Origin of the sequence: Variovorax sp. OV329 (genome assembly GCF_900114785.1) — a bacterium.
Classification (GTDB): domain Bacteria; phylum Pseudomonadota; class Gammaproteobacteria; order Burkholderiales; family Burkholderiaceae_C; genus Variovorax.
Genome location: NZ_FOUG01000006.1, coordinates 254,226 through 278,414 on the forward strand (window position 1 = coordinate 254,226; position 24,189 = coordinate 278,414).

The 24,189-nt window shown below is 67.5% G+C and carries 22 protein-coding genes; 18 read left to right on the plus strand and 4 right to left on the minus strand.

Going from position 1 to position 24,189, the window contains the following annotated elements; translation table 11 throughout:
* Positions 1 to 93: 93 nt before the first annotated feature.
* Both BM345_RS12795 and BM345_RS12800 read left to right on the plus strand, forming a co-directional pair.
* On the plus strand, positions 94 to 384 hold the full coding sequence (locus BM345_RS12795) for a hypothetical protein (RefSeq protein ID WP_093380015.1): 291 nt from the start codon (positions 94 to 96) through the stop codon (positions 382 to 384).
* Positions 381 to 2,069 carry an esterase/lipase family protein gene (locus BM345_RS12800; protein WP_093380017.1) on the plus strand — a complete coding sequence of 563 codons (1,689 nt, stop codon included), beginning with the start codon at positions 381 to 383 and terminating at the stop codon, positions 2,067 to 2,069. Before BM345_RS12795 ends, BM345_RS12800 begins: the two co-directional genes overlap by 4 nt.
* A 25-nt stretch (positions 2,070 to 2,094) precedes the next feature.
* Here BM345_RS12800 and trxC read toward each other — a convergent pair whose 3' ends face one another.
* Positions 2,095 to 2,544 carry a thioredoxin TrxC gene (gene trxC, locus BM345_RS12805; protein WP_093380018.1) on the minus strand — a complete coding sequence of 150 codons (450 nt, stop codon included), beginning with the start codon at positions 2,542 to 2,544 and terminating at the stop codon, positions 2,095 to 2,097.
* 157 nt (positions 2,545 to 2,701) lie between these two features.
* On the opposite strand from trxC, the gene BM345_RS12810 reads away from it, so the two are divergent.
* The 12 genes from BM345_RS12810 to BM345_RS12865 all read left to right on the plus strand — a co-directional run bounded on the left by BM345_RS12810 (position 2,702) and on the right by BM345_RS12865 (position 15,024).
* Positions 2,702 to 3,727: a methionine synthase gene (locus BM345_RS12810; RefSeq protein ID WP_093380202.1), complete on the plus strand. Its 1,026-nt coding sequence runs from the start codon at positions 2,702 to 2,704 to the stop codon at positions 3,725 to 3,727.
* Positions 3,728 to 3,750: 23 nt separating this feature from the next.
* A complete protein-coding gene (locus tag BM345_RS12815) occupies positions 3,751 to 4,035 on the plus strand; it encodes a YlcI/YnfO family protein (protein WP_093380020.1) in 285 nt (94 codons plus the stop codon).
* Positions 4,032 to 4,346 (plus strand): type II toxin-antitoxin system RelE/ParE family toxin, encoded by a 315-nt coding sequence (locus BM345_RS12820; protein ID WP_093380021.1) that lies wholly within the window; start codon positions 4,032 to 4,034, stop codon positions 4,344 to 4,346. Before BM345_RS12815 ends, BM345_RS12820 begins: the two co-directional genes overlap by 4 nt.
* Before the next feature lie 75 nt (positions 4,347 to 4,421).
* Entirely contained in the window at positions 4,422 to 5,681 is a 1,260-nt protein-coding gene (locus tag BM345_RS12825; protein WP_302847534.1) for an MFS transporter, read from the plus strand.
* A gap of 76 nt (positions 5,682 to 5,757) precedes the next feature.
* Positions 5,758 to 6,675 carry a polyphosphate kinase 2 gene (gene ppk2, locus BM345_RS12830; RefSeq protein ID WP_093380023.1) on the plus strand — a complete coding sequence of 306 codons (918 nt, stop codon included), beginning with the start codon at positions 5,758 to 5,760 and terminating at the stop codon, positions 6,673 to 6,675.
* A 65-nt stretch (positions 6,676 to 6,740) separates the two neighbouring features.
* On the plus strand, positions 6,741 to 7,793 hold the full coding sequence (locus BM345_RS12835) for an extracellular catalytic domain type 1 short-chain-length polyhydroxyalkanoate depolymerase (RefSeq protein WP_093380024.1): 1,053 nt from the start codon (positions 6,741 to 6,743) through the stop codon (positions 7,791 to 7,793).
* A gap of 94 nt (positions 7,794 to 7,887) precedes the next feature.
* Complete coding sequence (gene urtA / locus BM345_RS12840; RefSeq protein ID WP_093380026.1) at positions 7,888 to 9,156, plus strand: urea ABC transporter substrate-binding protein; 1,269 nt, start codon at positions 7,888 to 7,890, stop codon at positions 9,154 to 9,156.
* A 73-nt stretch (positions 9,157 to 9,229) separates the two neighbouring features.
* Entirely contained in the window at positions 9,230 to 10,804 is a 1,575-nt protein-coding gene (gene urtB, locus BM345_RS12845; RefSeq protein WP_093380027.1) for an urea ABC transporter permease subunit UrtB, read from the plus strand.
* A gap of 55 nt (positions 10,805 to 10,859) precedes the next feature.
* Positions 10,860 to 12,104, plus strand: a complete 1,245-nt coding sequence (urtC, locus tag BM345_RS12850) for an urea ABC transporter permease subunit UrtC (RefSeq protein ID WP_093380029.1) — start codon at positions 10,860 to 10,862, stop codon at positions 12,102 to 12,104.
* A complete protein-coding gene (urtD, locus tag BM345_RS12855; RefSeq protein WP_093380030.1) occupies positions 12,101 to 12,976 on the plus strand; it encodes an urea ABC transporter ATP-binding protein UrtD in 876 nt (291 codons plus the stop codon). The genes urtC and urtD overlap by 4 nt, the downstream gene beginning before the upstream one ends.
* 6 nt (positions 12,977 to 12,982) lie before the next feature.
* A complete protein-coding gene (urtE, locus tag BM345_RS12860; RefSeq protein WP_093380032.1) occupies positions 12,983 to 13,675 on the plus strand; it encodes an urea ABC transporter ATP-binding subunit UrtE in 693 nt (230 codons plus the stop codon).
* Positions 13,676 to 13,770: 95 nt separating this feature from the next.
* Complete coding sequence (locus BM345_RS12865) at positions 13,771 to 15,024, plus strand: MFS transporter (protein WP_093380033.1); 1,254 nt, start codon at positions 13,771 to 13,773, stop codon at positions 15,022 to 15,024.
* 31 nt (positions 15,025 to 15,055) lie between these two features.
* Here BM345_RS12865 and BM345_RS12870 read toward each other — a convergent pair whose 3' ends face one another.
* The 3 genes from BM345_RS12870 to BM345_RS12880 are packed head-to-tail and all read right to left on the minus strand — an operon-like array spanning position 15,056 to position 20,009.
* Positions 15,056 to 15,790: an amino acid ABC transporter ATP-binding protein gene (locus tag BM345_RS12870; RefSeq protein WP_093380035.1), complete on the minus strand. Its 735-nt coding sequence runs from the start codon at positions 15,788 to 15,790 to the stop codon at positions 15,056 to 15,058.
* A 14-nt stretch (positions 15,791 to 15,804) separates the two neighbouring features.
* Positions 15,805 to 17,055, minus strand: a complete 1,251-nt coding sequence (locus BM345_RS12875; protein ID WP_093380036.1) for a M20/M25/M40 family metallo-hydrolase — start codon at positions 17,053 to 17,055, stop codon at positions 15,805 to 15,807.
* Positions 17,056 to 17,060: 5 nt separating this feature from the next.
* The gene (locus BM345_RS12880) at positions 17,061 to 20,009 is read right to left on the minus strand and encodes an FAD-dependent oxidoreductase (protein ID WP_093380038.1); all 2,949 of its coding nucleotides are present in this window, start codon (positions 20,007 to 20,009) and stop codon (positions 17,061 to 17,063) included.
* Between the two features lie 106 nt (positions 20,010 to 20,115).
* On the opposite strand from BM345_RS12880, the gene BM345_RS12885 reads away from it, so the two are divergent.
* The 4 genes from BM345_RS12885 to hydA all read left to right on the plus strand — a co-directional run bounded on the left by BM345_RS12885 (position 20,116) and on the right by hydA (position 24,123).
* The gene (locus BM345_RS12885) at positions 20,116 to 21,012 is read left to right on the plus strand and encodes a dihydrodipicolinate synthase family protein (protein ID WP_093380040.1); all 897 of its coding nucleotides are present in this window, start codon (positions 20,116 to 20,118) and stop codon (positions 21,010 to 21,012) included.
* Between the two features lie 61 nt (positions 21,013 to 21,073).
* Complete coding sequence (locus BM345_RS12890) at positions 21,074 to 21,904, plus strand: ABC transporter substrate-binding protein (RefSeq protein ID WP_093380041.1); 831 nt, start codon at positions 21,074 to 21,076, stop codon at positions 21,902 to 21,904.
* A 31-nt stretch (positions 21,905 to 21,935) separates the two neighbouring features.
* Positions 21,936 to 22,658: an amino acid ABC transporter permease gene (locus BM345_RS12895; RefSeq protein WP_093380043.1), complete on the plus strand. Its 723-nt coding sequence runs from the start codon at positions 21,936 to 21,938 to the stop codon at positions 22,656 to 22,658.
* Positions 22,659 to 22,668: 10 nt separating this feature from the next.
* The gene (gene hydA, locus BM345_RS12900; RefSeq protein ID WP_093380046.1) at positions 22,669 to 24,123 is read left to right on the plus strand and encodes a dihydropyrimidinase; all 1,455 of its coding nucleotides are present in this window, start codon (positions 22,669 to 22,671) and stop codon (positions 24,121 to 24,123) included.
* Positions 24,124 to 24,189: the final 66 nt, after the last annotated feature.

The following is a 24,189-nucleotide window of genomic DNA, read 5'->3' on the forward strand; positions in this document are numbered from 1 at the left end:
CTGGACGCCTTCGCGGATCACTCGGCGTCGGACGACCTGGACACGATCACGCGGCTCGATCGCGTGGCCAGGCGGTCCGCCCGGGCGCTGCGGATGCAAAACATCGAAGCATCGGTCGAGGAGCTGAGCGCCGGCGCCGCCGACTTCCGCGACATCGTCAAGCAGCTGGATGCGGCAACCGCTTCGCTGAAGAAGTCGTCCTCGGTCCTGCGTGCCGAAAAGCTGAGCGCCGCCGTGTCGTCGCTGACCGAGACGATCGCGTCGCTCAAGGCACTGACGCAGATCATGGGCGACGACTCGAGCGAAGACATTGCGCGTGCGGTCACTCGGGCGGTTGGAAGTGCACAATCCCTGCGCGCCCTCCTGGAGAAGCCAAGCCCATGACCCATCCGCACGCGCCCTACCACCCGATCATCTACGTCCGCGGCTTTGCCGGCACGCAGAACGAGATCGAAGCGACCGTCGCCGATCCCTTCATGGGGTTCAACATCGGCAGCACCAAGTCCAGGCGCATCTGGGACGGGACCATGCGGCGCTACTTCTTCGAGTCGCCGCTGGTGCGCCTGAAGGACGAGATCGTCTGGACGACCATCGGCGGCCAGCGAAAGCGCTCGGACAGCTGGTACGACGATGTCTATGTCAACGGCGAGGACCTCACGGCGCCGGACCCGGTGGACAAGACGCGCCCGCTGCGATCGGACATCACCTTGCCCTACCAGTCGATTGCCATCCTGCGCTACTACGACGACGCGTCGGAGGAGTTCGGCGACGGCCAGCCGCACCCCATCACGCATTTCGCGCAGAACCTCGGCGAGCTGATCCTGCGCATGCGCACCCTGGTGTGCCGCAAGGGCGGCCGGCATCCCATCCTGGGTGACGCGTTGGACAACGGCGTGAGCGAGGAGGACTTCAAGGTCTACCTGGTGGCCCATTCCATGGGCGGACTGGTCTGCCGCGCGTTCCTGCAGAACGACACCCTGGGCCTGCCCGAGGCGAGGTCGGCGGTGGACAAGCTCTTCACCTACGCAACGCCCCACAACGGCATCGACCTGCGGGTGGTGCGCAACGTGCCGGGTTGGGGCGCGCTGGGGGAGGCCACCAACTTCAACCGCGAGACCATGCGCTCCTACCTGCAGCTCGGACCGGCGGCGGCCGACGTGTCGGAGCTGACCAACTTCGATCCGGAGCGGGTGTTCAACCTGGTCGGCTCGAACCCGGCCGACTACCTGACGCTCCAGGGCCTGTCGTCGTGGGCTGTCGGCGAGGCCAGCGATGGCCTGGTGCGGATGGACAACGCGACCACCTTCGGCATGGTGGGCCCCGATGGGGCCAGGACGCGTGTCGATTCGCCCCGGGCCTACGTGTACCGCAGCCACTCCGGGCACTACGGCATCGTGAACTCGGAAGAGGGCTACCAGAACCTCACGCGCTTCCTGTTCGGCTCCGTGCGGGTGGACGGCATCCTGGATGTGAATGACGTCACCTTGCCCGAGGAGGTGGAAGCCAAGAAGAAGAGCGGCCAGCGGGTGCGTGCCTCCTATCGCTTCGAGATCGTCGCGACCCTGCGGCGAAGCCAGTGGCAGCTTCATCGCCGCGTGGTCCGCGAGAACTCCGCCATCCAGCGCAAGTACGACGAGCTCTTTCCGGACGAGGGGCCTGGCGTGCCGCGAAAGGCGAACACGGCGCAGAGCCCGCACCTGTTCTCGATCTTCCTGGACCCGACCAAGGCCAGCCCGGAGCTGGGCAATTCGATCGCGTTCGCCTTCGACCTGAACGTGCTGGTGCCGGACTATGAAGTCGACGGCGTGCTGTGGCTGAACAAGCACTACGAGGGCGGCTTTCTCTTTCGTGACCAGATCCTCGTCGAGGCGCTGCCCGATGCGACGCAACCGGGCGGCTGGCGGCTGCAGTACGGCTTCCAGAGCGTGACGCCCAACGTCGCGAACACGCCCGCGGTGGTGGCGCCGCGGGCCAATGCGCTGAGCTTCAGCATTCCGGTGAACTCGCCGGCGGGTGCATCGCCCTCGATCTCGGCCGTGCTGCGCATCGAGATGCGCAACTGGGCCTGAAGCGCAAGCAGGAGGGAGCGGGCCCCTAGCCCAGGCTGGCTTGGCGCGCCCAGCGGACGATGTCTGCGGCACCCATCGCACCGGCCTGCCGCGCCACCTCGCGGCCGCCCTTGAACAGCGCCAGGGTCGGGATGCTGCGGATGTTGTAGCGCGCGCCCAACTCGGGCACTGCCTCGGTATCCACCTTCGCCACGCGCATGTGCGGCTCCAGTTGCGCGGCGGCCTGCTCGTAGCCTGGCGCCATCTGCCGGCAGGGGCCGCACCAGGGCGCCCAGAAGTCCACCAGCAAGGGGATCTGGCTGCGCTGCAGGTGCCGGTCGAAGCCCTGGGCATCGAGCGCGACCGAGCGGCCGCCGAACAGCGGCTGGTGGCAGCTGCCGCAATCGGGCGCGCTTCCCAGTTGGTCGCTGCGCACGCGGTTGGTGGTGTGGCAGTGCGGGCAGACGATGTGCAGGGTGTCGGTGGTGGTGGTCATCGCGTGTCTCGGGAGGCTGTCTTCGTCAAAACTGTACGCCTGCATCGTTGGGGCGTCTGCAGGAAATGCAAGTGCATGCCCCGTGGCGCTGGCGTAGCATGCGGGGCCGTATTTTTCGACAACCCGCAAGAGAGATGGAGACCCCATGACCCGCCCCCTGTTCAGCGCCACCATTGCCGGCAGCCTGCCCAAGCCCGGCTGGCTGGCCGAGACGAACAAGCTCTGGCCCCGCTGGAAGTCCGAGGGCGAGGAGCTCGCCCAGGCCAAGGCCGACGCCACCCTGCTGTGGATCAAGACGCAGGAGGACGCCGGCCTGGACGTGATCGGCGACGGCGAGCAATCGCGCCAGCATTTCGTGCACGGCTTCCTGGAGCAGGTCGAGGGCATCGACTTCGAGCACAAGGTGAAGATGGGCATCCGCGACAACCGCTACGACGCCATGGTGCCGCAGGTGACCGGCCCGCTGCGCCTGAAGGGCCGCGTGCATGCCGCCGAGGCGCAGCTGCTGCGCGCGCACACGGCGAAGAAGATCAAGTTCACGATGCCCGGCCCGATGACCATCGTCGACACCGTGGCCGACCGCTTCTACGGCGACAAGGTGAAGATGGCCATGGCCTTCGCCGAACTGCTCAACCAGGAGGCGCTGGCGCTGCAGGCCGATGGCGTGGACATCATCCAGTTCGACGAGCCGGCCTTCAATGTCTACATGAAGGAAGCCGCCGACTGGGGCGTGAAGGCGCTGGAGCGCGCGGTGCAGGGCCTGACCTGCACGAAGGCCGTGCACATCTGCTACGGCTACGGCATCCAGGCCAACGTGGACTGGAAGGCCACGCTGGGCGAGCAGTGGCGCCAGTACGAGCTGGTGTTCCCGGCCCTGGCGCGCAGCAGCATCGACCAGGTGAGCCTGGAGTGCTTCCACTCGCACGTGCCGCCCGAGCTCATGAAGCTGCTGGACGGCAAGGACGTGATGGTGGGCGTGATCGACGTCGCCAGCGACGTGATCGAGACGCCCGAGCAGGTGGCCGACACCATCGGCGAGGCGTTGAAGTACGTGCCCCTGCAGCGCCTGCTCCCCTGCACCAACTGCGGCCTCGCGCCCATGGACCGCGAAGTGGCGCGCAGGAAGCTGGAGGCACTGGGCAAGGGAGCGGCGCTGGCGCGCGAGCGCTACCAATCCATGTAGTGCATTTGCGATACACTGGAGGGATGAAGACGACGACCATTCCTTCGGTGCGCGTGGCTCCAGAGCTTCGCGATGAGGTCGAACGCTTGCTGGGCGATGGCGAGACGCTTTCGCAGTTCGTGGAGCAGGCGGTTCGCGATTCCGTGATGCGTCGCAAGGCGCAGGGCGAATTTGTTGAGCGGGGCATGAAGTCGCTGGCCTTGGCGAAAGCCTCGGGTGAGTACTTCGATGCGGCCACCGTGATGCAGCGGCTGCGTGGCAAGCTCGACGCGGCGAAGACCCGGCGCGCCAAGTCCGAGACGTCGTGACCTACAGGTTGCGGTTCACGCACGAAGCCCTTGAAGACCTGGAGCGCCTGTATGACTTCGCTCTGGAGCGCGAGCTTCGGCGAGGCGGTGATCTGGCCATTGCCGAGCGGGCGCTGGAGGCCATCGAAGTGGGTCTTGCCACCTTGAGCTTCACGCCCTTCACTTGCCGCAAAGTCGGGCAGGATCCCTTCGTGCGGGAGCTTGTGATTCCTTTTGGCGCAACAGGCTACGTGGCCCTTTTCGAGATCGAGTCGAGCGATTCGGTCGTCGTGGCCGCGGTTCGCCACCAGCGCGAGGACGACTTCCACTAACCCGAGCAGCGCACTCATGCGCTGCGGAGGATCCCGCAAGGAACCGGCGGCGTCCGCTATTTTCTGGCCCCCCCCATGCCCGCCCCCTCCACGTACACCTTCTCCGACCTCACCCGCGAGCGCCCCTTCATGTACGTCTGGGGCGCCCGGGTCTTCGGGACCGCGGCGATGCAGATGCTGCTGGTGGCCATCGGGTGGCACATGTACGACCTGACCGGGAGCGCCTGGGACCTGGGCCTGGTGGGCCTGTACCAGTTCGCGCCGGCGCTGCTGCTGGCGCTGTGGGCCGGCCACGTGGTGGACCGGCATCACCGCGGCCGCATCGTCGCCCTGTGCCTGGCGGTGCAGGGCGTGGTGGCGCTGGCGCTGCTGTTCGCGCAGGAGGCCGGCTTCGCGACGCGCGGCCTGCTGCTGGGCCTGTCGCTGGTGCTGGGTGCCGTGCGCGCCTTCCAGATGCCGGCGCAGCAGGCGCTGGTGCCCCTGCTGGTGCCGCCGCTGGCCCTGCCGCGCGCGATGGCATTCAGCTCCGCCGGCATGCAGGGCGCGGTCATCGGCGGACCGGCACTGGGCGGCCTGCTCTTCGTGGCCGGCGCCGGGGCCGTGTACGGCGCCAGCCTGCTGCTGTTCCTGATCGCCGCGGTGCTGATGGCCTGCCTGCGCTACCAGCAGCCCGAGCGCGTGAAGGAGCCGGTGACCCTGGAGTCGCTGCTCGCCGGCGTCAAGTTCATCTGGCACCGCAAGACAGTACTGGGCGCGGTGTCGCTGGACCTGTTCGCCGTGCTGCTGGGCGGCGCAGTGGCGCTGCTGCCCATCTATGCGAAGGACATCCTGCACACCGGCGCCTGGGGCCTGGGCCTGCTGCGCAGCGCGCCGGCGGTGGGGGCGCTGGCGACGTCCATCGTGCTCACGCGCCGGCCGGTGGAGCGACGGGTGGGCCGCACCCTGCTGATCGCCGTGGGCACCTTCGGCGTGTGCATGATCGTGTTCGGCTTCTCGCGCAGCTTCGCGGTCTCGCTGATCGCGCTGGCGGTGTCCGGCGGGGCGGACATGGTCAACGTGGTGATCCGCCAGACCCTGGTGCAACTGGAGACGCCCGACGAGATGCGCGGGCGCGTCAGCTCGGTCAATTCCATCTTCATCGGCGCGAGCAACCAGCTGGGCGAGTTCGAATCGGGCGCCACAGCGGCCCTGCTGGGGCCGGTGGGCTCGGTGGTGCTGGGCGGCATCGGCACCGTGCTGGTGGCGCTGGGCTGGGTGCGGCTCTTCCCGACCCTGGCGCAGCGCGACCGGATCGTGCCTGCGGCCAAGGTGCGGGCGAGCGAGGCCGGTGCCTAGGCGCGGCAACCCTTTGTCACTTCAGGGTCATGGTTTGGACACATGATCTGGAGTTCTCCAGCGAACCTGAAAGATCATGACCCTGCCCAGCTATCTCGGCGACCAGAACGAGACGATGGATCGCATCGCACGCGAATTGGTCGACAGCTATGACGAAGAGATCGAGCTCGAGCTCGAAGACCGCGAGTTCGACGAGTCCGGCGTGGTCAAGGAAGAAGACAAGGAGGCCCGGCGCCTGTACTTCCGCGAGCTGTTCCGCCTGCAGGGCGAGCTGGTCCAGTTGCAGGACTGGGTGCAGAACACCGGCCAGCGGGTGGTGATCCTCTTCGAAGGACGCGACGCCGCCGGCAAGGGCGGCGTCATCAAGCGCATTACCCAGCGCCTGAACCCGCGCGTGGCCCGCGTGGCGGCGCTGCCGGCCCCCAACGACCGCGAGCGCACGCAGTGGTATTTCCAGCGCTACGTGGCGCATCTGCCGGCCGCCGGCGAAATGGTGCTTTTCGACCGCAGCTGGTACAACCGCGCCGGCGTCGAGAAGGTGATGGGCTTCTGCACGCCCGAGCAGTACGAGGAGTTCTTCCGCAGCGCGCCCGAGTTCGAGCGCATGCTGGTGCGCTCGGGCATCCGCCTGATCAAGTACTGGTTCTCGATCACGGACGACGAGCAGCACATGCGCTTCCTCAGCCGCATCCACGACCCGCTCAAGCAGTGGAAGCTCAGCCCCATGGACCTGGAAAGCCGGCGCCGCTGGGAGGAATACACCAAGGCCAAGGAAATCATGCTGGAGCGCACCCACATCCCCGAGGCGCCGTGGTGGGTGGTGCAGGCGGTGGACAAGAAGAAGGCGCGCCTGAACTGCATCCATCACCTTCTACAGCAGATGCCCTATCACGACGTGGAGCATCCGACGGTGGTGCTGCCCTCGCGCGAGCGCCATGCCGACTATCTGCGTCATCCGGTGCCGCCCGAGATGATGGTGCCGGAAGTCTATTGAGCCTGCATCTCGCGCAGCGCGGAAGCTGCTAAGGTGCGTCGGTCGGCATCGACGACGCACACTTCATGGCTCGCCGCTCCTCCCCCTCCGCCGCGTCCATCCTCGCCAAGGCCTACCAGCGCAATCTCAAGGCGATGACACGCGCCACCCTCGCAGGTGGCAAGAAGCTGGCCGGCCAGGTGCAACGCACGGCAGAACGCATGAAGCGGCCGCCGCCGGGTCCGGGCGACTGGCTGCCCGGCGTGGCCCTGGGGCCGGCCGGGGCGCGGCGCTATCACCTGTACCGGCCGCCGGGCGTGGCCTTCGGCGAGAAGCTGCCGCTCATGGTGATGCTGCACGGCTGCGGGCAGACCGGGCGCGACTTCGCCGCCAGCACCCGCATGAACCGGCTGGCGGCTCGCGAGCGCTTCCTCGTGCTCTACCCGGAGCAGGACCGCATGGCCAACGCGCAGGGCTGCTGGAACTGGTTCGAGCGCCGCTCGGGCAAGGCCGGCGCCGAGGTGGCCACCCTCATGGCCGCCATCGACCAGGTGATGCTGCTGTACCCGGTCGACCGCGAGCGGGTCGCCATTGCCGGGCTGTCGGCGGGGGCCAGCATGGCGGCGCTGATGGCCACCCAGCATCCGCTGCGCTTCCACGCCGTGGCCGCGCATTCGGGCGTGGCGCCCGGCGCTGCCAAGTCGGCCACGGCCGCCGTGGGCGCGATGCGCGGCAGGCACATGGCGCCCGTGCTGGCGACTGCGGTCGGCAAGGCGATGGGGGCCGCGGCGCAGTTCACCACGCTGCCACCGCTGCTGGTGCTGCATGGCGACGGGGATGCCATCGTGTCGATCAACAACGCGGAGAACCTGGCCAGCGTCTGGGCCACCGCCACCGGTGCGCGGCCGGGCACTTCGCGCACGCTGCAGCGCGGCCAGCGCCTGGCAGCCAGCGTCACCGAGTTCCGCCGCGCCGGCCGCGTCCAGTTGACGGTGTGCGAGATCGCCGGCCTGGGCCACGCCTGGAGTGGCGGGCTGGGCAGCCAGGCCTTCTCCGATCCGCGCGGCCCGGATGCCACGAAGATGATCTGGGCCTTCGCCCAGCGCGCCTTCCGCGACCGGGAACGCGCGCTGCCGTAGGCACCGCGTACCTGTACGCCACTGGGCGTATTTGCTCCAAAGCGGTGCGTCCGCAGACTCCGGTTCACCAGATTCACACAACCGGAGAAGACTCATGCATCAACGTCGTTTCACCCTCAAGGCGCTGGCCGCGTCGGTCGCGCTGGCAGCCGTCGGCATCAATGCACATGCGCAGGACACCATCAAGGTGGGCGTGCTGCACTCGCTGTCGGGCACCATGGCCATCTCGGAAACGGTGCTCAAGGACACCGTGCTGATGGCCATCGACGAGATCAACGCCAAGGGCGGCGTCATGGGCAAGAAGCTCGAACCCGTGGTGGTGGACCCGGCCTCCAACTGGCCCCTGTTCGCCGAGAAGACCAAGCAGCTGCTGGGCCAGGACAAGGTCGCCGTGATCTTCGGCTGCTGGACCTCGGTGTCGCGCAAGTCGGTGCTGCCGGTGGTCGAGGAAATGAACGGCCTCCTGTTCTACCCCGTGCAGTACGAGGGCGAAGAGCTTTCCAAGAACGTGTTCTATACCGGCGCCGCGCCCAACCAGCAGGCCATCCCGGCGGTGGACTATCTGATGAGCAAGGAAGGCGGCGGCGCCAAGCGCTGGGTGCTGCTGGGCACCGACTACGTCTACCCGCGCACCACCAACAAGATCCTGCGCGCCTACCTCAAGAGCAAGGGCGTGAAGGACAGCGACATCGATGAGAAGTACACCCCCTTCGGCCACAGCGACTACCAGACCATCGTTGCCGACGTGAAGAAGTTCTCGGCCGGCGGCAAGACCGCGGTGGTGTCCACCATCAACGGCGACTCCAACGTGCCCTTCTACAAGGAACTGGGCAACGCCGGCCTGAAGGCCAAGGACGTGCCGGTGGTGGCCTTCTCGGTGGGTGAGGAAGAGCTGCGCGGCGTGGACACCAAGCCGCTGGTGGGCCACCTGGCCGCCTGGAACTACTTCATGAGCATCAAGAACCCGACCAACACCGAGTTCATCAAGAAGTGGAGCGACTACGCCAAGGCCAAGAACATCCCCGGCCACAAGGACAAGCCGCTGACCAACGACCCGATGGAAGCCACCTACATCGGCATCAACATGTGGAAGCAGGCCGTGGAGAAGGCCAAGAGCACCGACACCGACAAGGTGATTGCTGCCATGGCCGGCCAGACCTTCGCGGCGCCCTCGGGCATCGTCTCGAAGATGGACGAGAAGAACCACCACCTGCACAAGAGCGTGTTCATCGGCGAGATCAAGGCCGACGGCCAGTTCAGCGTGGTCTGGAAGACCAAGGAGCCGGTGAAGGCCAAGCCCTGGAGCCCGTACATCGAAGGCAACGACAAGAAGCCCGACTACCCCGCCGGCAAGTCGATGTAAGCAGCAATGCGGCGCGCCAGGGCGCGCCGCCTTGTTTGGGAGCTTCAATCAGAAATCGCGAGACCTCAGTCGCATGTTCTTCAGATACCTTCTGGCCGCCGCTTTGATGCTGGGATCCGCCGCACACGCGCTGACCCGCGAAGAGGCGCTGGCCATTGCCTCCGGCGACACCGAGGATCGCGTCACCGCCCTCAACAAGGCGGTGGCGGATGCCGACGAGAAGACGGCCGCCTTCATCCAGGCCATGCAGGACGACGCGGTCAAGTTCAAGGACGACAAGGTCTTCGTCATCAAGGACGACAAGGCCTTCGACCCGGTGAGCGGCGCGCAACGGCAGTTGCCGGCCGATGCCGAGGACGTGGTCAACAACAACCTCATGCGTGGCGCGCTCGATGCAGCGCAGGCCGCGCTCCAGCTCACGAGCAAGGACGACACGGTGCGCGCCGCCGCTGCACAGGCCCTGTTCAAGGAGCCCGACGAATCGCGCGTGCCGCTGGTCGACAAGGCCCTGGCGGCCGAGACCAACCCGAAGATCAAGGCGCAGCTCGAACTGGTTCGCGCGGCAGGCCTGCTCAGCAGCAGCGACAAGGCCAAGCGCCTGGCCGCCGCCAAGGACCTGGGCAGCAACCGCAACCCCGAGACCAAGCTGCTGCTGAACCAGCGCCTGGCCGACGAGACCGACGCCGACGTCAAGACCGCCATCCAGCTAGCGGTGCAGAACATCGACGCCTCGCTGGTGTGGGGCGACCGGATCAACGCCATCTTCAGCGGCGTGAGCCTGGGCTCTGTGCTGCTGCTGGCGGCCCTGGGGCTGGCCATCACCTACGGGCTGATGGGCGTCATCAACATGGCGCACGGCGAGCTGATGATGATCGGCGCCTACGCCACCTTCGTCATGCAGGGCCTGTTCCAGAAGTTCATGCCGGCCTCGATGTTCGGCTGGTACCTGGTGGCGGCCATCCCGGTGGCCTTCCTCGCCTCGGCGCTGGTGGGCGCGATCCTGGAGCGCGGCGTGATCCGCTTCCTCTACGGCCGCCCGCTGGAGACGCTGCTGGCCACCTGGGGCATCAGCCTGATGCTGCAGCAGCTGGTGCGCTCCATCTTCGGCGCGCAAAACGTGGGCGTGGAGAACCCGGCCTGGATGAGCGGCGGCCTGCAGCTGCTGTCCAACGTGACACTGCCCTGGAACCGCATCTGCATCATCATCTTCGCGGTGCTCGTGCTGCTGGCCATGGGCTACCTCATCGGCCGCACGCGCCTGGGCCTGTTCGTTCGCGGCGTGACGCAGAACCGGCCCATTGCCTCCTGCATGGGCGTGAACACCGCGCGCATCGACACCTACGCCTTCGCGCTGGGCTCGGGCATCGCCGGCCTGGCGGGCTGCGCGCTCTCGCAGATCGGCAACGTGGGCCCGGACCTCGGCCAGAGCTACATCGTCGACTCCTTCATGGTGGTGGTGATGGGCGGCGTGGGCCAGCTCGCCGGCACCGTCTATGCGGCGCTCGGCCTGGGCATCCTGAACAAGTTCATCGAAGGCTGGGCCGGCGCGGTGCTCGCGAAGATCGCGGTGCTGGTCTTCATCATCATCTTCATCCAGAAGCGGCCGCAGGGCATCTTCGCAGTCAAGGGCCGGAGTGCTGAGGCATGAGCCGCCGGGCCGCTCCCAAGGCGAATACCGCAGCGCGAAGCGCGAAGGATTTGGAATGAGCAAGGTCGTACTTCCTTCGAAAGGGCCGCTGCTCAGCGGCAAGGGCTGGACGGCTTTCTTCGTGGCGCTGATCGCGGTGTGCGCGCTCGCGCCGGTGCTCAACCTGTGGGTGCCCGTGGGCAGCGCCTTCCACATGAGCGACTACTCGGTGGCGCTGGTGGGCAAGATCATGTGCTACGCCATCTGCGCGCTGGCCATGGACCTGATCTGGGGCTACACCGGCATCCTGAGCCTGGGCCACGGCCTGTTCTTCGCGCTGGGCGGCTACATGATGGGCATGTACCTCATGCGCCAGATCGGCCGCGACGGCAACTACAAGAGCGACCTGCCGGACTTCATGGTGTTCCTGGACTGGAAGACGCTGCCGTGGCACTGGTCGCTGTCCGACAGCTTCGTGGCCACGCTGATCCTCGTCGTGGCGGTGCCTGGGCTGCTGGCCTTCGTGTTCGGCTTCTTCGCCTTCCGCTCGCGCATCAAGGGCGTGTACTTCTCGATCATCACGCAGGCCATGACCTTCGCAGCCATGCTGCTGTTCTTTCGCAACGAGACGGGCTTCGGCGGCAACAACGGCTTCACCGACTTCAAGCGCATCCTGGGCATCCCGATCGCCACGCAGGAAATGCGCATGACCCTGTTCGCGCTCACCGGCGTCACGCTGCTGGCCTTCTTCCTGTTCGCCAAATGGCTCATCGGCAGCAAGTTCGGCCGCGTGCTGCAGGCCATCCGCGACGCCGAGTCCCGTGTCATGTTCTCGGGCTACAACCCGCTGCCCTACAAGCTCACCATCTGGGTCATCTCCGCCATGATGTGCGGCGTGGCCGGCGCGCTGTACGTGCCGCAGGTGGGCATCATCAACCCCGGCGAGATGAGCGCCGCCGCCTCCATCGAGATCGCCATCTGGACCGCGGTGGGCGGGCGCGCCACGCTGGTGGGCCCAATAGTCGGCGCCTTCATCGTCAACGGCGCGAAGAGCTGGCTCACGGTTGCGGCGCCGGAGTTCTGGCTGTACTTCCTGGGTGCGCTCTTCATCGCGGTGACGCTTTTCTTGCCGGACGGCATCGTGGGCCTGATCAAGCGGCTGGGCGCGCGGCGCAGTGCACCTGCCAACGCCGACGCCGCGGCACCCGCCGTGGCTGTGGAAACAATGAAGCCCGCGCGGCGCTCGCTGGCCCTGGAGGAGGGCGCCGACGAGAGCGCGCTCGCCCCGCTGTCCGCCGACCCCAAGGGAGCCCGCGCATGACGCCCGACCTGATGGACGCCGGCGCCGAGCGCGTCGCCCGCCACCTGCATCCCGAGAACCCGCTGCACACCGAGTCGGGCGGGCGCGCCGCCGGCTTTGGTCGCCACGTGGAGCAGGGCGAGGTCGACGTGACGCACGGCCGCATCCTGTACCTGGAAGACGTCAGCGTGAGCTTCGACGGCTTCAAGGCCATCAACAAGCTGAGCCTGGACATCGCGCCCGGCGAGCTGCGCTGCATCATCGGCCCCAACGGCGCGGGCAAGACCACGATGATGGACATCATCACCGGCAAGACCCGGCCCGACGAGGGCACGGTGTTCTTCGGCAGCACCATCGACCTGCTGCGCCACAAGGAGGCCGACATTGCCCAGCTGGGCATCGGCCGCAAGTTCCAGAAGCCCACGGTGTTCGAGCACCTGACGGTGTTCGAGAACCTGGAGCTGGCGCTGAAGACCAACAAGGGCGTGAAGGCCTCGATGATGTTCAGGCTGGACTCGGCGCAGAGCGACCGGCTGGCCGAGGTGCTGGAGACCATCCACCTGGCGGCCAGCGTGTCGCGCATGGCGGGCAACCTCAGCCATGGGCAGAAGCAGTGGCTGGAGATCGGCATGCTGCTGATGCAGGACCCCAAGCTGCTGCTGCTGGACGAGCCGGTGGCCGGCATGACCGACGAGGAGACGGCGCGCACCGCCGAGCTCTTCCTCACGCTCAAGGGCCAGCACTCGCTGATGGTGGTGGAGCACGACATGAGCTTCATCAAGACCATCTCCGACATCGTCACCGTGCTGTGCGACGGTTCCGTGCTGGCGCAGGGCACGCTGGACGAGGTGCAGGCCGATGAGCGCGTCATCGAGGTCTACCTGGGCCGCTGAACGAACATGCTGAACGTCAAGAACATCCACCAGTACTACGGCGGCTCGCACATCCTGCGCGACGTGAGCCTGGAAGCCCGCCTGGGCAAGGTCACGGTCCTGCTGGGCCGCAACGGCGTGGGCAAGACCACGCTGCTCAAGTCGCTGATGGGCCTGGTGCCCATCAAGAGCGGGAGCATCGAGTTCGACGGCCAGCCGATCCAGAAGAAGACGCCCTACGAGCGCGCCCGCGCCGGCATGGGCTTCGTGCCGCAGGGCCGCGAGATCTTCTCGCGCCTGACAGTGGAAGAGAACCTGCGCATGGGCCTGGCCTACAAGAGCGCGGGCACGCCGATTCCGGCCGAGTTGTTCGAGCTGTTCCCGGTGCTCAAGCAGATGATCCATCGCCGCGGCGGCGACCTGTCGGGTGGGCAGCAGCAGCAACTGGCCATCGCGCGGGCGCTGGCGCCCCGGCCCAAGCTGCTGATCCTGGACGAGCCCACCGAGGGCATCCAGCCCAGCATCATCAAGGACATCGGCCGCGTGATCCGCATGCTGGCCGACCGCGGCGACATGGCCATCGTCCTGTGCGAGCAGTACTACGACTTCGCGCAGGAGCTGGCCGACGACTACCTGGTGATGGAGCGCGGCGAGGTCATCGCCCGCGGCCTGGGCAAGGACATGGAAGCGCAAGGCGTGCGGCAGCTGGTGGCCATCTGAGCCTTCCAAGAGCGAGAGTCTAGGGTTTACCCTAAAATCCAGACTTCTCGCCCGAGGCGCTCGGGCTTCCCCCGCAGCACCCGAGGAGTCCGGCCTTGAACGCCACCCCGAGCGCGTCGTCCGACGCCGCTGACAGTAGCAGCAGTAGCATTTCCGCTTCCGTCTCCAACGCCGCCTTCTTCCGCGCCGTGCTCGCGCTGGGCGTGGGCGGCTTCGCCATCGGCACGGGCGAGTTCGTCATCATGGGCCTGCTGCCCGAAGTGGCGAGCGATATCCGCGTCTCCATTCCGCAGGCCGGCCACGTCATCAGCGCCTATGCGCTGGGCGTGGTGATCGGCGCGCCGGTGCTGGCGGTGCTCACCGCCGGCTGGCGGCGACGCATGCTACTCATCGCGCTGATGGCGATGTTCGCGGTCGGCAATTTCGCGAGCGCGCTGGCACCCGGCTACCTTTCGCTCAACCTGCTGCGCTTCGTGGCCGGCCTGCCGCACGGCACCTACTTCGGCCTCGCTGCATTGACGGCGGCGGCCCTGGCGCCGCCCGGGCGGCGTGCCCGTGCCGTCGGGCTCGTGATGCTGGGGCTGACCACCGCCACGCTGGTGGGCGTGCCCATCGCGGCCTGGCTGGGCCAGCACTGGGGCTGGCGCTCGGCCTTCGTCTTCGTGGGCGTGATCGCGCTCCTCGCCATGGTGATGATCCGGCGCGACGTGCCCGACATGGCGCCGGTGCCCGGTGCCAGCCCATGGCGCGAACTGGGCGCGCTGGCGCGCAAGCAGGTGTGGTTCACGCTGGGCATTGCCGCCGTCGGCTTCGGCGGCATGTTCGCGGTGTTCAGCTACGTGAAGCCCACGCTCATCGAAGTGGCGGGCCTGCCGCTGTCGGGCGTGCCCTTGGTACTCGCGCTCTTCGGCCTGGGCATGGTCACGGGCAACCTGGTCGGCTCGCGCCTGGCCGACCGCTCGCTGATGAAGACCATCGGCGGCGTGCTCGCCTGGTCGGCACTTGTGCTGGCCATGTTCACCTTCGCGGCGCACAACGTGGTCACGGCCTCGATCAACATCTTCCTGGTCGGCACGCTGGTCGCCATCGGCCCGGCGCTGCAGATCCGGCTGATGGACGTGGCCGGCGACGCGCAGGCGCTGGCCGCGGCGCTGAATCACTCTGCCTTCAACATGGCCAACGCGCTGGGCGCCTGGATCGGCGGGGTCGCCATCGGCGCGGGGCTGGGCTGGACCTCCACCGGCTGGGTGGGCGCGCTGCTGTCGCTGGCCGGCATGGCGGTGTTCGGCTGGGGCATCGCGAGCGCGCGCGCAGAGGCGAGGCGGCAGCCGCGCGTGGCGGCCTGCTGAGGGCTCGAACGCCGGCGCCGGGCCGGCACACTCAGTGCTGGAGGATCTTGGACAGGAACTGCTGCGCGCGGTCCGAACGTGCGGACGGGTTGCCGAAGAATTCGTCCTTGGTGCAATCCTCGACGATACGGCCGCGGTCCATGAAGATCACCCGATTGGCCACCTTGCGCGCGAAGCCCATCTCGTGCGTCACGCACATCATGGTCATGCCTTCGCGCGCCAGCTCCACCATCACGTCCAGCACCTCGTTGACCATCTCCGGGTCCAGGGCGGAGGTCGGCTCGTCGAAGAGCATGGCCACAGGGTTCATTGCCAGCGCGCGAGCAATGGCCACGCGCTGCTGCTGACCGCCCGAAAGCTGGTTCGGGAATTTGTGTGCGTGGGCGCTCATGCCCACGCGCCGCAGGAGCTGCAGCGCTGTGTCGCGTGCTTCGTCGGCCGTGCGCTTGAGCACCTTGCGTTGTGCGATGGCCAGGTTTTCCTCGATCGTCAGATGCGGAAAAAGATCGAAATGCTGGAACACCATGCCCACGCGTGCGCGAAGCTTGTTGATGTTGATCTTCGGGTCGTTCACCGAAGTTCCGTCGACCGTGACGCGTCCTTGCTGGAAGGGTTCGAGCGCGTTGACGCACTTGATCAGGGTGGACTTGCCCGAACCCGAGGGCCCGCAGACCACGACCACCTCGCCCTTGCGTACGCTGGCGGTGCAATCGGCCAGCACCTGGAAGCTGCCGTACCACTTGCTGACTTGCTGGATATCGATCATTTCGTTTCTTGCCTTCAGCGTTGCAGGAGTTGGAGGAGGGTGTTCGCCACGACCTGCGTGGCCTGCCGCAGCTCGGCCAAAGGCACCCGCTCGTCTGCGCGGTGGCCGTTGGCTTCGAGCAGTGACTCGGGGCCCGCGCCATACATCACGGTGGGAATGCCCGCTTCGCTGTACAGGCGCGCGTCGGTGTAGAGCGGCACGCCGATCGGCGTCACCGGCTTCCCCATGACGGCACTGGCTTCGCTGCACAGCAGTTCGGTCAGTTCCTTGGCGCCGGGGGCGGGCGCGAAGGGCCGCGCCAGCAGGATGCGGCGAATGTCGACCGAGATCCCCGGCAACGTGCTGCAGGCCGTCTCGATGACTTCCTTCAGTTCTGCCTCCACCGCCTCGGGCGATTCCTCGGGCACGATCCGCCGGTCGATGCGCAGGCTCAAGCGGTCGGCCACCACGTTGGTGTTGATGCCGCCTTCGATGAGCCCGACGACCAGCGTCGGATGCGTGATGCCTGGCGTCTGCGAAGGCCGCGCGGCCAGCGCGTCGCGATGGCGGTACAAGGCAGGCAGCAGCGTCGCGGCGGCCTCGATCGCGTCATGGCCCGTGTCTGGCCGCGCGGCGTGGGCGGATCTGCCGCGAAGCGTCACCTCCATGTGCAGGCAGCCGTTGTGCGCCACCACCACGTGATGCGAGAAGGCTGCGGACAGCACGTAGTCGGGCCGGCTCAGGCCTTTGGAGAGGATCCATCCGGGACCGGTCATGCCGCCGGTTTCCTCGTCGTAGGTGAGGTGCAGCTCCAGGCTGCCCGCCAGCGGCACGCCCTGGGCTGCCGCCTGCTTGAGTGCACGCACGGCAAAGGCGTAGGTGGTGAAGTCCGACTTGGAGACTGCCGCGCCGCGGCCATACAGCCAGCCGTCGATCACCACACCGCCATAGGGGTCCACGCTCCAGCCTTCGCCGGGCGGCACCACGTCGCCATGGGCATTGAGGGCCACCACCGGGCCGCCTTCGCCGAAGCGCTCGCGCACGATCAGGTTCAGCACGCTGCGCATGCCATGCTCGGCGGCGAAGGCGGCTGGCACCGGGTGCCGTTCGACATCGAAGCCTATGGCTTCCAGGAGCCCGGCGGTGAGTTCGGCGTGTGGCGCGCAGTCGCCCGGCGGGTTGTCGGACGGGCATTGCACCAGGCGGGCGAGCATCTGCACCTGCTCGTCGAAATGGGCGTCGATGAATTGGCGGAGGATGTCGTGCGCAGCGGGTTTGTCGGTCATGGCGGTCAAAGGAAGCGGTCGATTCGGAAGGGCGCGATGTCGATGTCTGTGCGGCCCCGCTTGATGAGATCGGTCACGAGCCGGGCGGTGATCGGCGCCAGCGTGTAGCCGTTGGAGGTGACGGCGTTGTAGAAGCCCGGCACGCCGGGAACTTCGCCGAGTATCGGAGCGCCGTCGATATTCACGTTCATGCCGGCCCAGCAGCGCACGACGTGCAGTCCCGCGATGGCGGGCAGCACATGCCGCGCCACCCAGAGATTGCCTTCGATGCTCGCGCGCTCGGCGCGATTGAGCCGCATGTCTTCGTCGAATGCGGCGGTCCAGCCTCCGCCAACCAGAAGTGCGCCGCTGGCTGCCTGCTTCAGGCTGAGGTGCCGGTTCGCGTGGGCGATGAGATGGTCGACCAGGGGCGGCGCCGGCTCGGTCACGATCATCTGAAGGGGCGCGCCCTTGACAGGGATCTTGACCCCCAGCATGTCGCCCACCGTGCTGGACCAGGCGCCGCTTGCGTTGATCACTCGGCCAGCCCGGATGATGCCGCGCGAGGTGTGGACTTCGAAGCCGGCCGCTTTTCCCGGAAGCCTGACGATGGCACGGACGTCACAGCCCCGCAGCAGGCGCGCCCCGTGCTGCTGCGCACGCCGGGCCACGGCGTAGGTCGCGCGCAGCGGGTTGATCTTGCCTTCCATCGGGCACAGTTCGGCACCGAGCAGCCTGGCGGACAGCGAAGGGGAAAGGCGGCGAAGTTCGGTGCCGTCGATCACCTGCGCATCGATGCCGTGGCTGCGCTCCAATGCGGCCTTGGCATCCAGGAAGCGCATGCCCTCTTCGCTGTCGGCCACCATGAGGCCGCCGGTGATCTTGATCTCCAGGTCCTCGGCGCAGTCCGCCTCGATCTGCTGCCACAGCCGCACCGACATCGGTCCCAGCGGCAGCGTTGCGGCGGCGGGTCCGCCGCCGTCTTGCGCGCGCGTTCCGAAGTCGAAGGAGAGCAACTGCACATGCAGGCTGCCTGCATTGGCCCCCGAGGCCTGGAGATTCAGGTCGTCGCGATCGGCCACGGCCACATCCAGGCCGGCCTGAGCGAGGTAGTAGCCCAGGCAGGAGCCCAGAACCCCGGCACCGATCACCAGCACCTCGGCCTGCAGCGGCTGCTCGAATGGCGGCTCGGCGACCGGCCGGGCCAGGTTGGGCGTGATGGCCGGCTTGTGGCCACCCCATTCGGGCTTCTCGAAGCCGAGCGCGCCGGCGGGCACGGGCTTGGCAGGCGGGCGCGGTGCGAGGTATTGCTCTGCGCCGGGGGAATGGCCAGTCATTTCGCCAAGCAGACGCGCAGCGGTGTTGGCGCAGTAGCGGCCCTGGCAGCGGCCCATGCCCAGTCGCGTATTGCGCTTGAGCGCGGCCAGCGTGTCGCGCCCGGCGAGGATCTGTTCGCGCACGGAGCCGAAGGTGATTTCCTCGCAGCGGCACAGGATGGTCTCGTCCGGGACGCTGGACAGCGACACGGGCGGCGCCTGGTACAGGGTCCACAGCGCCTGCTGGAAGCGTTCGGCGCGCTGAAGGCGGCTTACAGGTGTGGCAGCCTCGACGGCGTTCAGCCCGAGGCTGCGGGCCGCCGCCGTTCCGGCCAGGGTTCCGCGCGCCAGCGCCACGCGCGAGCCGCCGAGGTCCGCGCCGTCGCCCACCACGTAGACACCCGGCAGGCTGGTGGCACCGCTCTGGTCCGTGACCGTGGCGAGGTAGCCCAGGTGGCGCTGTGTCACCCGGTGCTCGCAACCCAGCATGCGCGCCAGTTCGGTGGACGGAACGAAGCCGTGGCCCAGGCACAGGGTGTCGACCTCGAAGCGCCTGGAGGTGCCGGGCAGCGCCCGCCCTTGCGGGTCGAGCTGGGCGGCATGCGCGCGTTCCAGGCTGGCCCGGCCTTCGGCCAGCGTAACGGCGAAGTTCCACAACACCGGGACGCGATGCGCACGCAACAGCCGCAGGTAGCGCAGGCCGTCGCGCAGCAGGTCGGGGGCAGTACGGGCCGCGGCGAGCAGCGCGCGCCACTGCCTTGCCGACGGACGTGGCGCGGATTCCAGCACCGCCACCACCTGCGCACCACCCGCGAGCAATTCGGCGGCCAATTGGAGATTGAGTGGCCCGTTGCCCGCCACGAGCACGCGCTGCCCCGGAGCCACCCGGTACGCACGCGCCAGCGTCTGGCCAGCCCCCGTGGTCATGACCCCCGGCAGGGTCCAGCCAGGGAATGGCACCGGGCGTTCGTAGGCGCCCGGCGCAATGATCAACTGCCGGTAGCCGATGAGGTGCGCGCGGCCGTCGATGAGCGCGCCGATCTCCCGCGTGGAGAACGCTGCCCAGACCTGCGCCCCTTGCTCGATGGCCACGCCCGCGCGCCGGACCTCGTTTTCCAGCGCCTGGCCATCGGCGAACTGGCGGTCCGTCGCCTGCTGCGCGGCATGTGAAGGGGCAAGCGGCTTGTAGAACTGGCCGCCGGACTGCGGGCGCTCGTCCAGCACCAGCACCTGCGCGCCTGCACGTGCTGCCGCAAGCGCCGCGGAAAGGCCGGCCGGGCCCGCGCCCACCACGAGCAGGTCGACTTCCAGGCGGGCCGGTTCGAGGCCGGCTTCCGGCGTGAGCGGCCGCAGGGGGTCGGACTCGGTGCCCGCGGGCATGTCGGAGCGCACCTGCTGGCCCTGCGCGACCTTCGTCAGGCAGGCGCGCTGGCTGGCGCGGCCGTCCACGGTGACCAGGCAGTCGAAGCAGGCCCCCATGCCGCAGTAGACGCCCCGGCGTTGACCGCTGCGGGTGTGCCGCATCTCCCGGATCCCGGCGGCCGCCAGAGAGGCCGCGATGGTCTCGCCTTCCAAGGCCTCCACCGGTTGACCGTCGTACCAGAAACGCACAGGGCGCCCGGCGGCGGAGATCGATGGATGGGTCAGTCTGGCGCTCATGGGGCTCGGAATCGGCGAGAAAAAGTTCGTTGACGCGATCGAGTGTATACGTATACTTCACGTATACCAAGTCGATCGCGCCCCATTTTTCAGCCAGGAAAGCCCAATGACAGCGTTTCGCGGCACCTATACGGTGCTCATCACCCCCATGACCGCCGACGGCAAGCACGTCGACGTGCCCGCCCTCAGGAAACTCGTCGACTGGCAGATCCAGGAGGGAATCCATGGGCTGATTCCGCTGGGTAGCACGGGGGAGTTCCTGTCGCTCACTGCGGATGAGCGCCAACTGGTCATCGAAACCTGCGTCGGCACTGCAGCAAAACGTGTGCCTGTGCTGATCGGCACCGGGGCGGAGTGGACGGACGAGTGCGTGCGGCTGAGCCGCGAGGCCGAGTCCATGGGAGCCGACGGCGTGATGATCATTCCGCCCTTCTACAGCTCGCCGACCGACGACGAACTGTTCGAGCACTACCGCAAGGTGGGCGAGGCGATCGGCATTCCGATCATGGTCTACAACAACCCGGCAACTGCCAACGTGGACCTGCGCCCGGAACTGGTCGCGCGCCTTTCGCGCATCGACAACTGCCGCTACATCAAGGAATCGACGCTGGAGGTCACCCGCGTGCGCGACATCATCGAGCTGTGCGGCGACCGCATGACGGTGTTCGCCGGCATCCTCGGGTACGAGTCGTTCTGGCTCGGTGCGCAGGGCTGGGTGGCGGTCTGCTCCAACCTCATCCCGAAGATGTCGGCCCGCCTGTTCGAACTGGTCGCCGACGAGCGCGACATGCCTGCGGCCCTCGAGCTCTACAAGAAGATGCTGCCCATCGTCCGCTGGGTGGGCGGGCATCGCTACGTGGCTGCCTCCAAGGACGGCCTGTCGATGATGGGCCTGCCGGTGGGCAAGCCGCGCGCGCCTCGACTGCCACTGCCCGACGCCGACGCTGCCGCGCTGCGCCGCGAACTGGAGCGCCTGGAGCTGATCGACACGATCCGCATCTGAGCTTCCGTTCACATCCCGATTTCCATTCGCCGCCTCGTTCACTTCCCCGAAGGACATTCCCATGAAACTGCTCTCCGCCTTTGCGTCGGCCTCGGTCTTCTTCCTCCTTGGCACAGGCGCCGCGCATGCCCAGGCCTGCAAGTCGCCGGTGCCCGATTCCGCGCTGGTCAAGAAGGGCACGCTCGTGATGTCCGTCAACCCGACCTTGCCGCCCATGCAGTTCGTCGATCAGACGGGCGCACTCAAGGGCATGCGCGTCGAGTTGGGCGAGGCCATCGCCAAGCGCCTGTGCCTCACGCCGGAGTACGTCCGCATCGAGTTCTCGGCCATGATTCCCGGCCTGCAGGCCGGTCGCTGGGACGTGATCAACACCGGCATCTTCTATACCGAAGAGCGCGCCAAGCTGATGCAGATGCTGATCTACGAGGACCAGGCCATCAGCATCAGCACGAGCCGCGGCAACCCCCTGAAGATCGCCAAGCCCGAGGACCTGTCGGGCAAGAGCATCGGTGTGGAGATTGGCGGCTTCGAGGAGCGCAAGGCGCGCGAGCTCGACAAGCAGCTCACCGACAAGGGCCTCAAGGGGCTGACCATCCGCACCTTCGAGAACTTCGCGATGGCGTTCCAGTCCCTGCGGGCGGGGCAGGTCGACGTGGCGCTCTCGATCGACTCCACGGGCGCCGAGTACCAGAAGCGCGGCGAGTTCGAGCGTGTGCTGCACGGGCTTTTCCCGACGCCCGTTGCCCTGGCGACGAAGAACCGCGAGCTGGCCGACGCCATGGCGAAGGCGCTCAACGACATGAAGGCCGACGGCAGTTTCCAGAAGCTATTCGACCAGTACGGCGTCAAGGCCATCGACGGTGCCGTGGCCGTGAAGGGCCCGGCGGGCTGATCGCGGGCGCGAACGCAAGCAAGGACATTCCATGGGACAAGGCTGGAGCTGGTCGGGATTCGCCGACTACCTGTTCAACCCCTATCTGCTGAGTGGCGCCGTGACCACCCTGTGGCTCACCCTGGTGGCCATCGCGGGCGGCCTGGTGGTCGGCGGCGCGCTGGCGCTGGCTCGTCTGTCCAGCCACCGCTGGCTGTCGGCGCCGGCCCACTTCTACATCTGGGTATTCCGCGGCACGCCGCTGCTGGTCCAACTCATCATCATCTACACCGGCCTGCCCCAACTGGGGATGAAGCTGTCGGTGATCGAGTCGGCGCTGGTGGGACTGATCCTCAACGAGGCCGCCTACCTGGCCGAGATCATCCGCGGCGGCATCCAGTCGATTTCAGTGGGCCAGACCAACGCCGCGCGCGCGGTGGGCTTCAGCAGCGCGCAGACCATGCGCTACATCGTGCTGCCGCAGGCCATGCGCCTGATCGTGCCGACGCTGGGCAACAGCATCAACGGCCTGCTCAAGACGACCTCCATCACCTCGGTCATCTCGATGGAGGAGTTGCTGCGGCGCACCCAGGTGCTGATCCAGGAAAAATTCATGGTGCTCGAACTGTTCCTGGTTGCTGCCATCTACTACCTGCTGATGACCAGCGCCTGGGACTTCGTCCAGCGCCGCATCGAACGCCACTACGGCCGTGCCTACGGCAGCAACAGCGAGCCCATGTCAGCGCCGGTCGAAGCGGCACTCGAACAGCGATGAAGGAATGCCGATGAGCAAATACGACCTGATCATCCGCAATGCCGACATCGCCACGGTGGGTGACCGCTACCGGGCCGACATCGGCGTGCGCGACGGGCGCATCAGCGCCATCGCCCAAGGCCTGGAAGGCCAGGCCGTCCGGGAGCTCGATGCCGGCGGGCGGCTGGTGACGCCCGGTGGAGTGGACGGCCATTGCCACTTCGACCAACCCACCAGCGACGGTTCGCGATTCGCGGACGACTTCTTCACCGGCACGCGCTCGGCCGCCTGCGGCGGCACCACCACCGTGCTGCCCTTTGCCGCACAGCAGCGGGGCCACAGCCTGCAGGAAGCGGTGGACGACTACCACCGCCGCGCGGAGGGCAAGGCGGTGATCGACTATGCCTTCCACCTGATCGTCTCCGACGCCACGCGAGACGTGACACAGCGCGAGCTGCCGGCGCTGATCGAGAAGGGCTACACATCCTTCAAGATCTACATGACCTACGACGACATGAAGCTGGACGACCGGCAGGTCATCGAGGTGCTGGCCGCCGCCCGCAAGCACGGCGCGATGACCATGATCCACGCGGAGAACAGCGACTGCATCGCCTGGCTGACCGAGCAGCTGCTCGACGCCGGCCTGACCGCGCCCCGCTACCACGCGAGTTCGCGACCCATGGCAGTGGAGCGTGAGGCCACGCACCGTGCCATCGCACTGGCTGAACTGGTGGACACGCCGATCCTGATCGTCCACGTGTCCGGCCGCGAGGCGGTCGAGCAGATCCACTGGGCGCGCGGGCGCGGCCTGCCCATCCATGCGGAAACCTGTCCGCAGTACCTTTTCCTGAGTGCCGAGGATCTGGGCATCGACGACGCAGACCCGATGCACGGCGCACGCTGCATCTGCAGCCCGCCGCCGCGCGACAAGGCGAACCAGCCCTTCATCTGGAACGGGCTTGCCAGCGGCCTCTTCAGCATCGTGTCGTCGGACCACGCACCCTTCAACATGAACGGTCCCGACGGCAAGCGGGTGGCGGGCGAGAACGCCTCCTTCGACCGGATTCCCAACGGCATACCGGGCGTGGAAACCCGGCTGCCGCTGCTCATGAGCGAAGGCGTGCTGGCCGGGCGCATCGACGTGCATCGCTTCGTCGAGCTCACCGCCACCAATCCGTCGCGCCTGTACGGCCTGTATCCCCGCAAGGGCACGATCGCCGTGGGCAGCGATGCGGACCTGGTGATCTGGGACGTGTTCGGCGAAGGCGAGGAAAGGACCATCGAGAACGCGATGCTGCACCATGCCGCCGACTACACGCCCTACGAAGGCATGAAGCTGCGGGCCTGGCCGGCTGTGACCGTCTCGCGTGGCCGCGTGGTGTGGAAGGACGGCGAATTCCAGGCCGAGCCGGGCAGCGGCGCCTTCCTGCCTTGCCTGAGGCCGCGCGCGCCGAATGCGGGCAATCCACTGCAGAAATGGATTTGAGCCCGGCGCTTCGCACCTGGCGGGCCTGCTAAGCTTTTGCCGCCCTCGTGCCTTTCGCCTACCTCC

Coding starts and splice junctions, on each gene's coding strand:
- BM345_RS12795 (WP_093380015.1), top strand. CDS start 94: ATGCAAAACATCGAAGCATCGGTCGAGGAGCTGAGCGCCGGCGCCGCC.
- BM345_RS12800 (WP_093380017.1), top strand. CDS start 381: ATGACCCATCCGCACGCGCCCTACCACCCGATCATCTACGTCCGCGGC.
- trxC (WP_093380018.1), bottom strand. CDS start 2,544: ATGACCACCACCACCGACACCCTGCACATCGTCTGCCCGCACTGCCAC.
- BM345_RS12815 (WP_093380020.1), top strand. CDS start 3,751: ATGAAGACGACGACCATTCCTTCGGTGCGCGTGGCTCCAGAGCTTCGC.
- BM345_RS12825 (WP_302847534.1), top strand. CDS start 4,422: ATGCCCGCCCCCTCCACGTACACCTTCTCCGACCTCACCCGCGAGCGC.
- ppk2 (WP_093380023.1), top strand. CDS start 5,758: ATGACCCTGCCCAGCTATCTCGGCGACCAGAACGAGACGATGGATCGC.
- BM345_RS12835 (WP_093380024.1), top strand. CDS start 6,741: ATGGCTCGCCGCTCCTCCCCCTCCGCCGCGTCCATCCTCGCCAAGGCC.
- urtA (WP_093380026.1), top strand. CDS start 7,888: ATGCATCAACGTCGTTTCACCCTCAAGGCGCTGGCCGCGTCGGTCGCG.
- urtB (WP_093380027.1), top strand. CDS start 9,230: ATGTTCTTCAGATACCTTCTGGCCGCCGCTTTGATGCTGGGATCCGCC.
- urtC (WP_093380029.1), top strand. CDS start 10,860: ATGAGCAAGGTCGTACTTCCTTCGAAAGGGCCGCTGCTCAGCGGCAAG.
- urtD (WP_093380030.1), top strand. CDS start 12,101: ATGACGCCCGACCTGATGGACGCCGGCGCCGAGCGCGTCGCCCGCCAC.
- urtE (WP_093380032.1), top strand. CDS start 12,983: ATGCTGAACGTCAAGAACATCCACCAGTACTACGGCGGCTCGCACATC.
- BM345_RS12870 (WP_093380035.1), bottom strand. CDS start 15,790: ATGATCGATATCCAGCAAGTCAGCAAGTGGTACGGCAGCTTCCAGGTG.
- BM345_RS12875 (WP_093380036.1), bottom strand. CDS start 17,055: ATGACCGACAAACCCGCTGCGCACGACATCCTCCGCCAATTCATCGAC.
- BM345_RS12880 (WP_093380038.1), bottom strand. CDS start 20,009: ATGAGCGCCAGACTGACCCATCCATCGATCTCCGCCGCCGGGCGCCCT.
- BM345_RS12885 (WP_093380040.1), top strand. CDS start 20,116: ATGACAGCGTTTCGCGGCACCTATACGGTGCTCATCACCCCCATGACC.
- BM345_RS12890 (WP_093380041.1), top strand. CDS start 21,074: ATGAAACTGCTCTCCGCCTTTGCGTCGGCCTCGGTCTTCTTCCTCCTT.
- BM345_RS12895 (WP_093380043.1), top strand. CDS start 21,936: ATGGGACAAGGCTGGAGCTGGTCGGGATTCGCCGACTACCTGTTCAAC.
- hydA (WP_093380046.1), top strand. CDS start 22,669: ATGAGCAAATACGACCTGATCATCCGCAATGCCGACATCGCCACGGTG.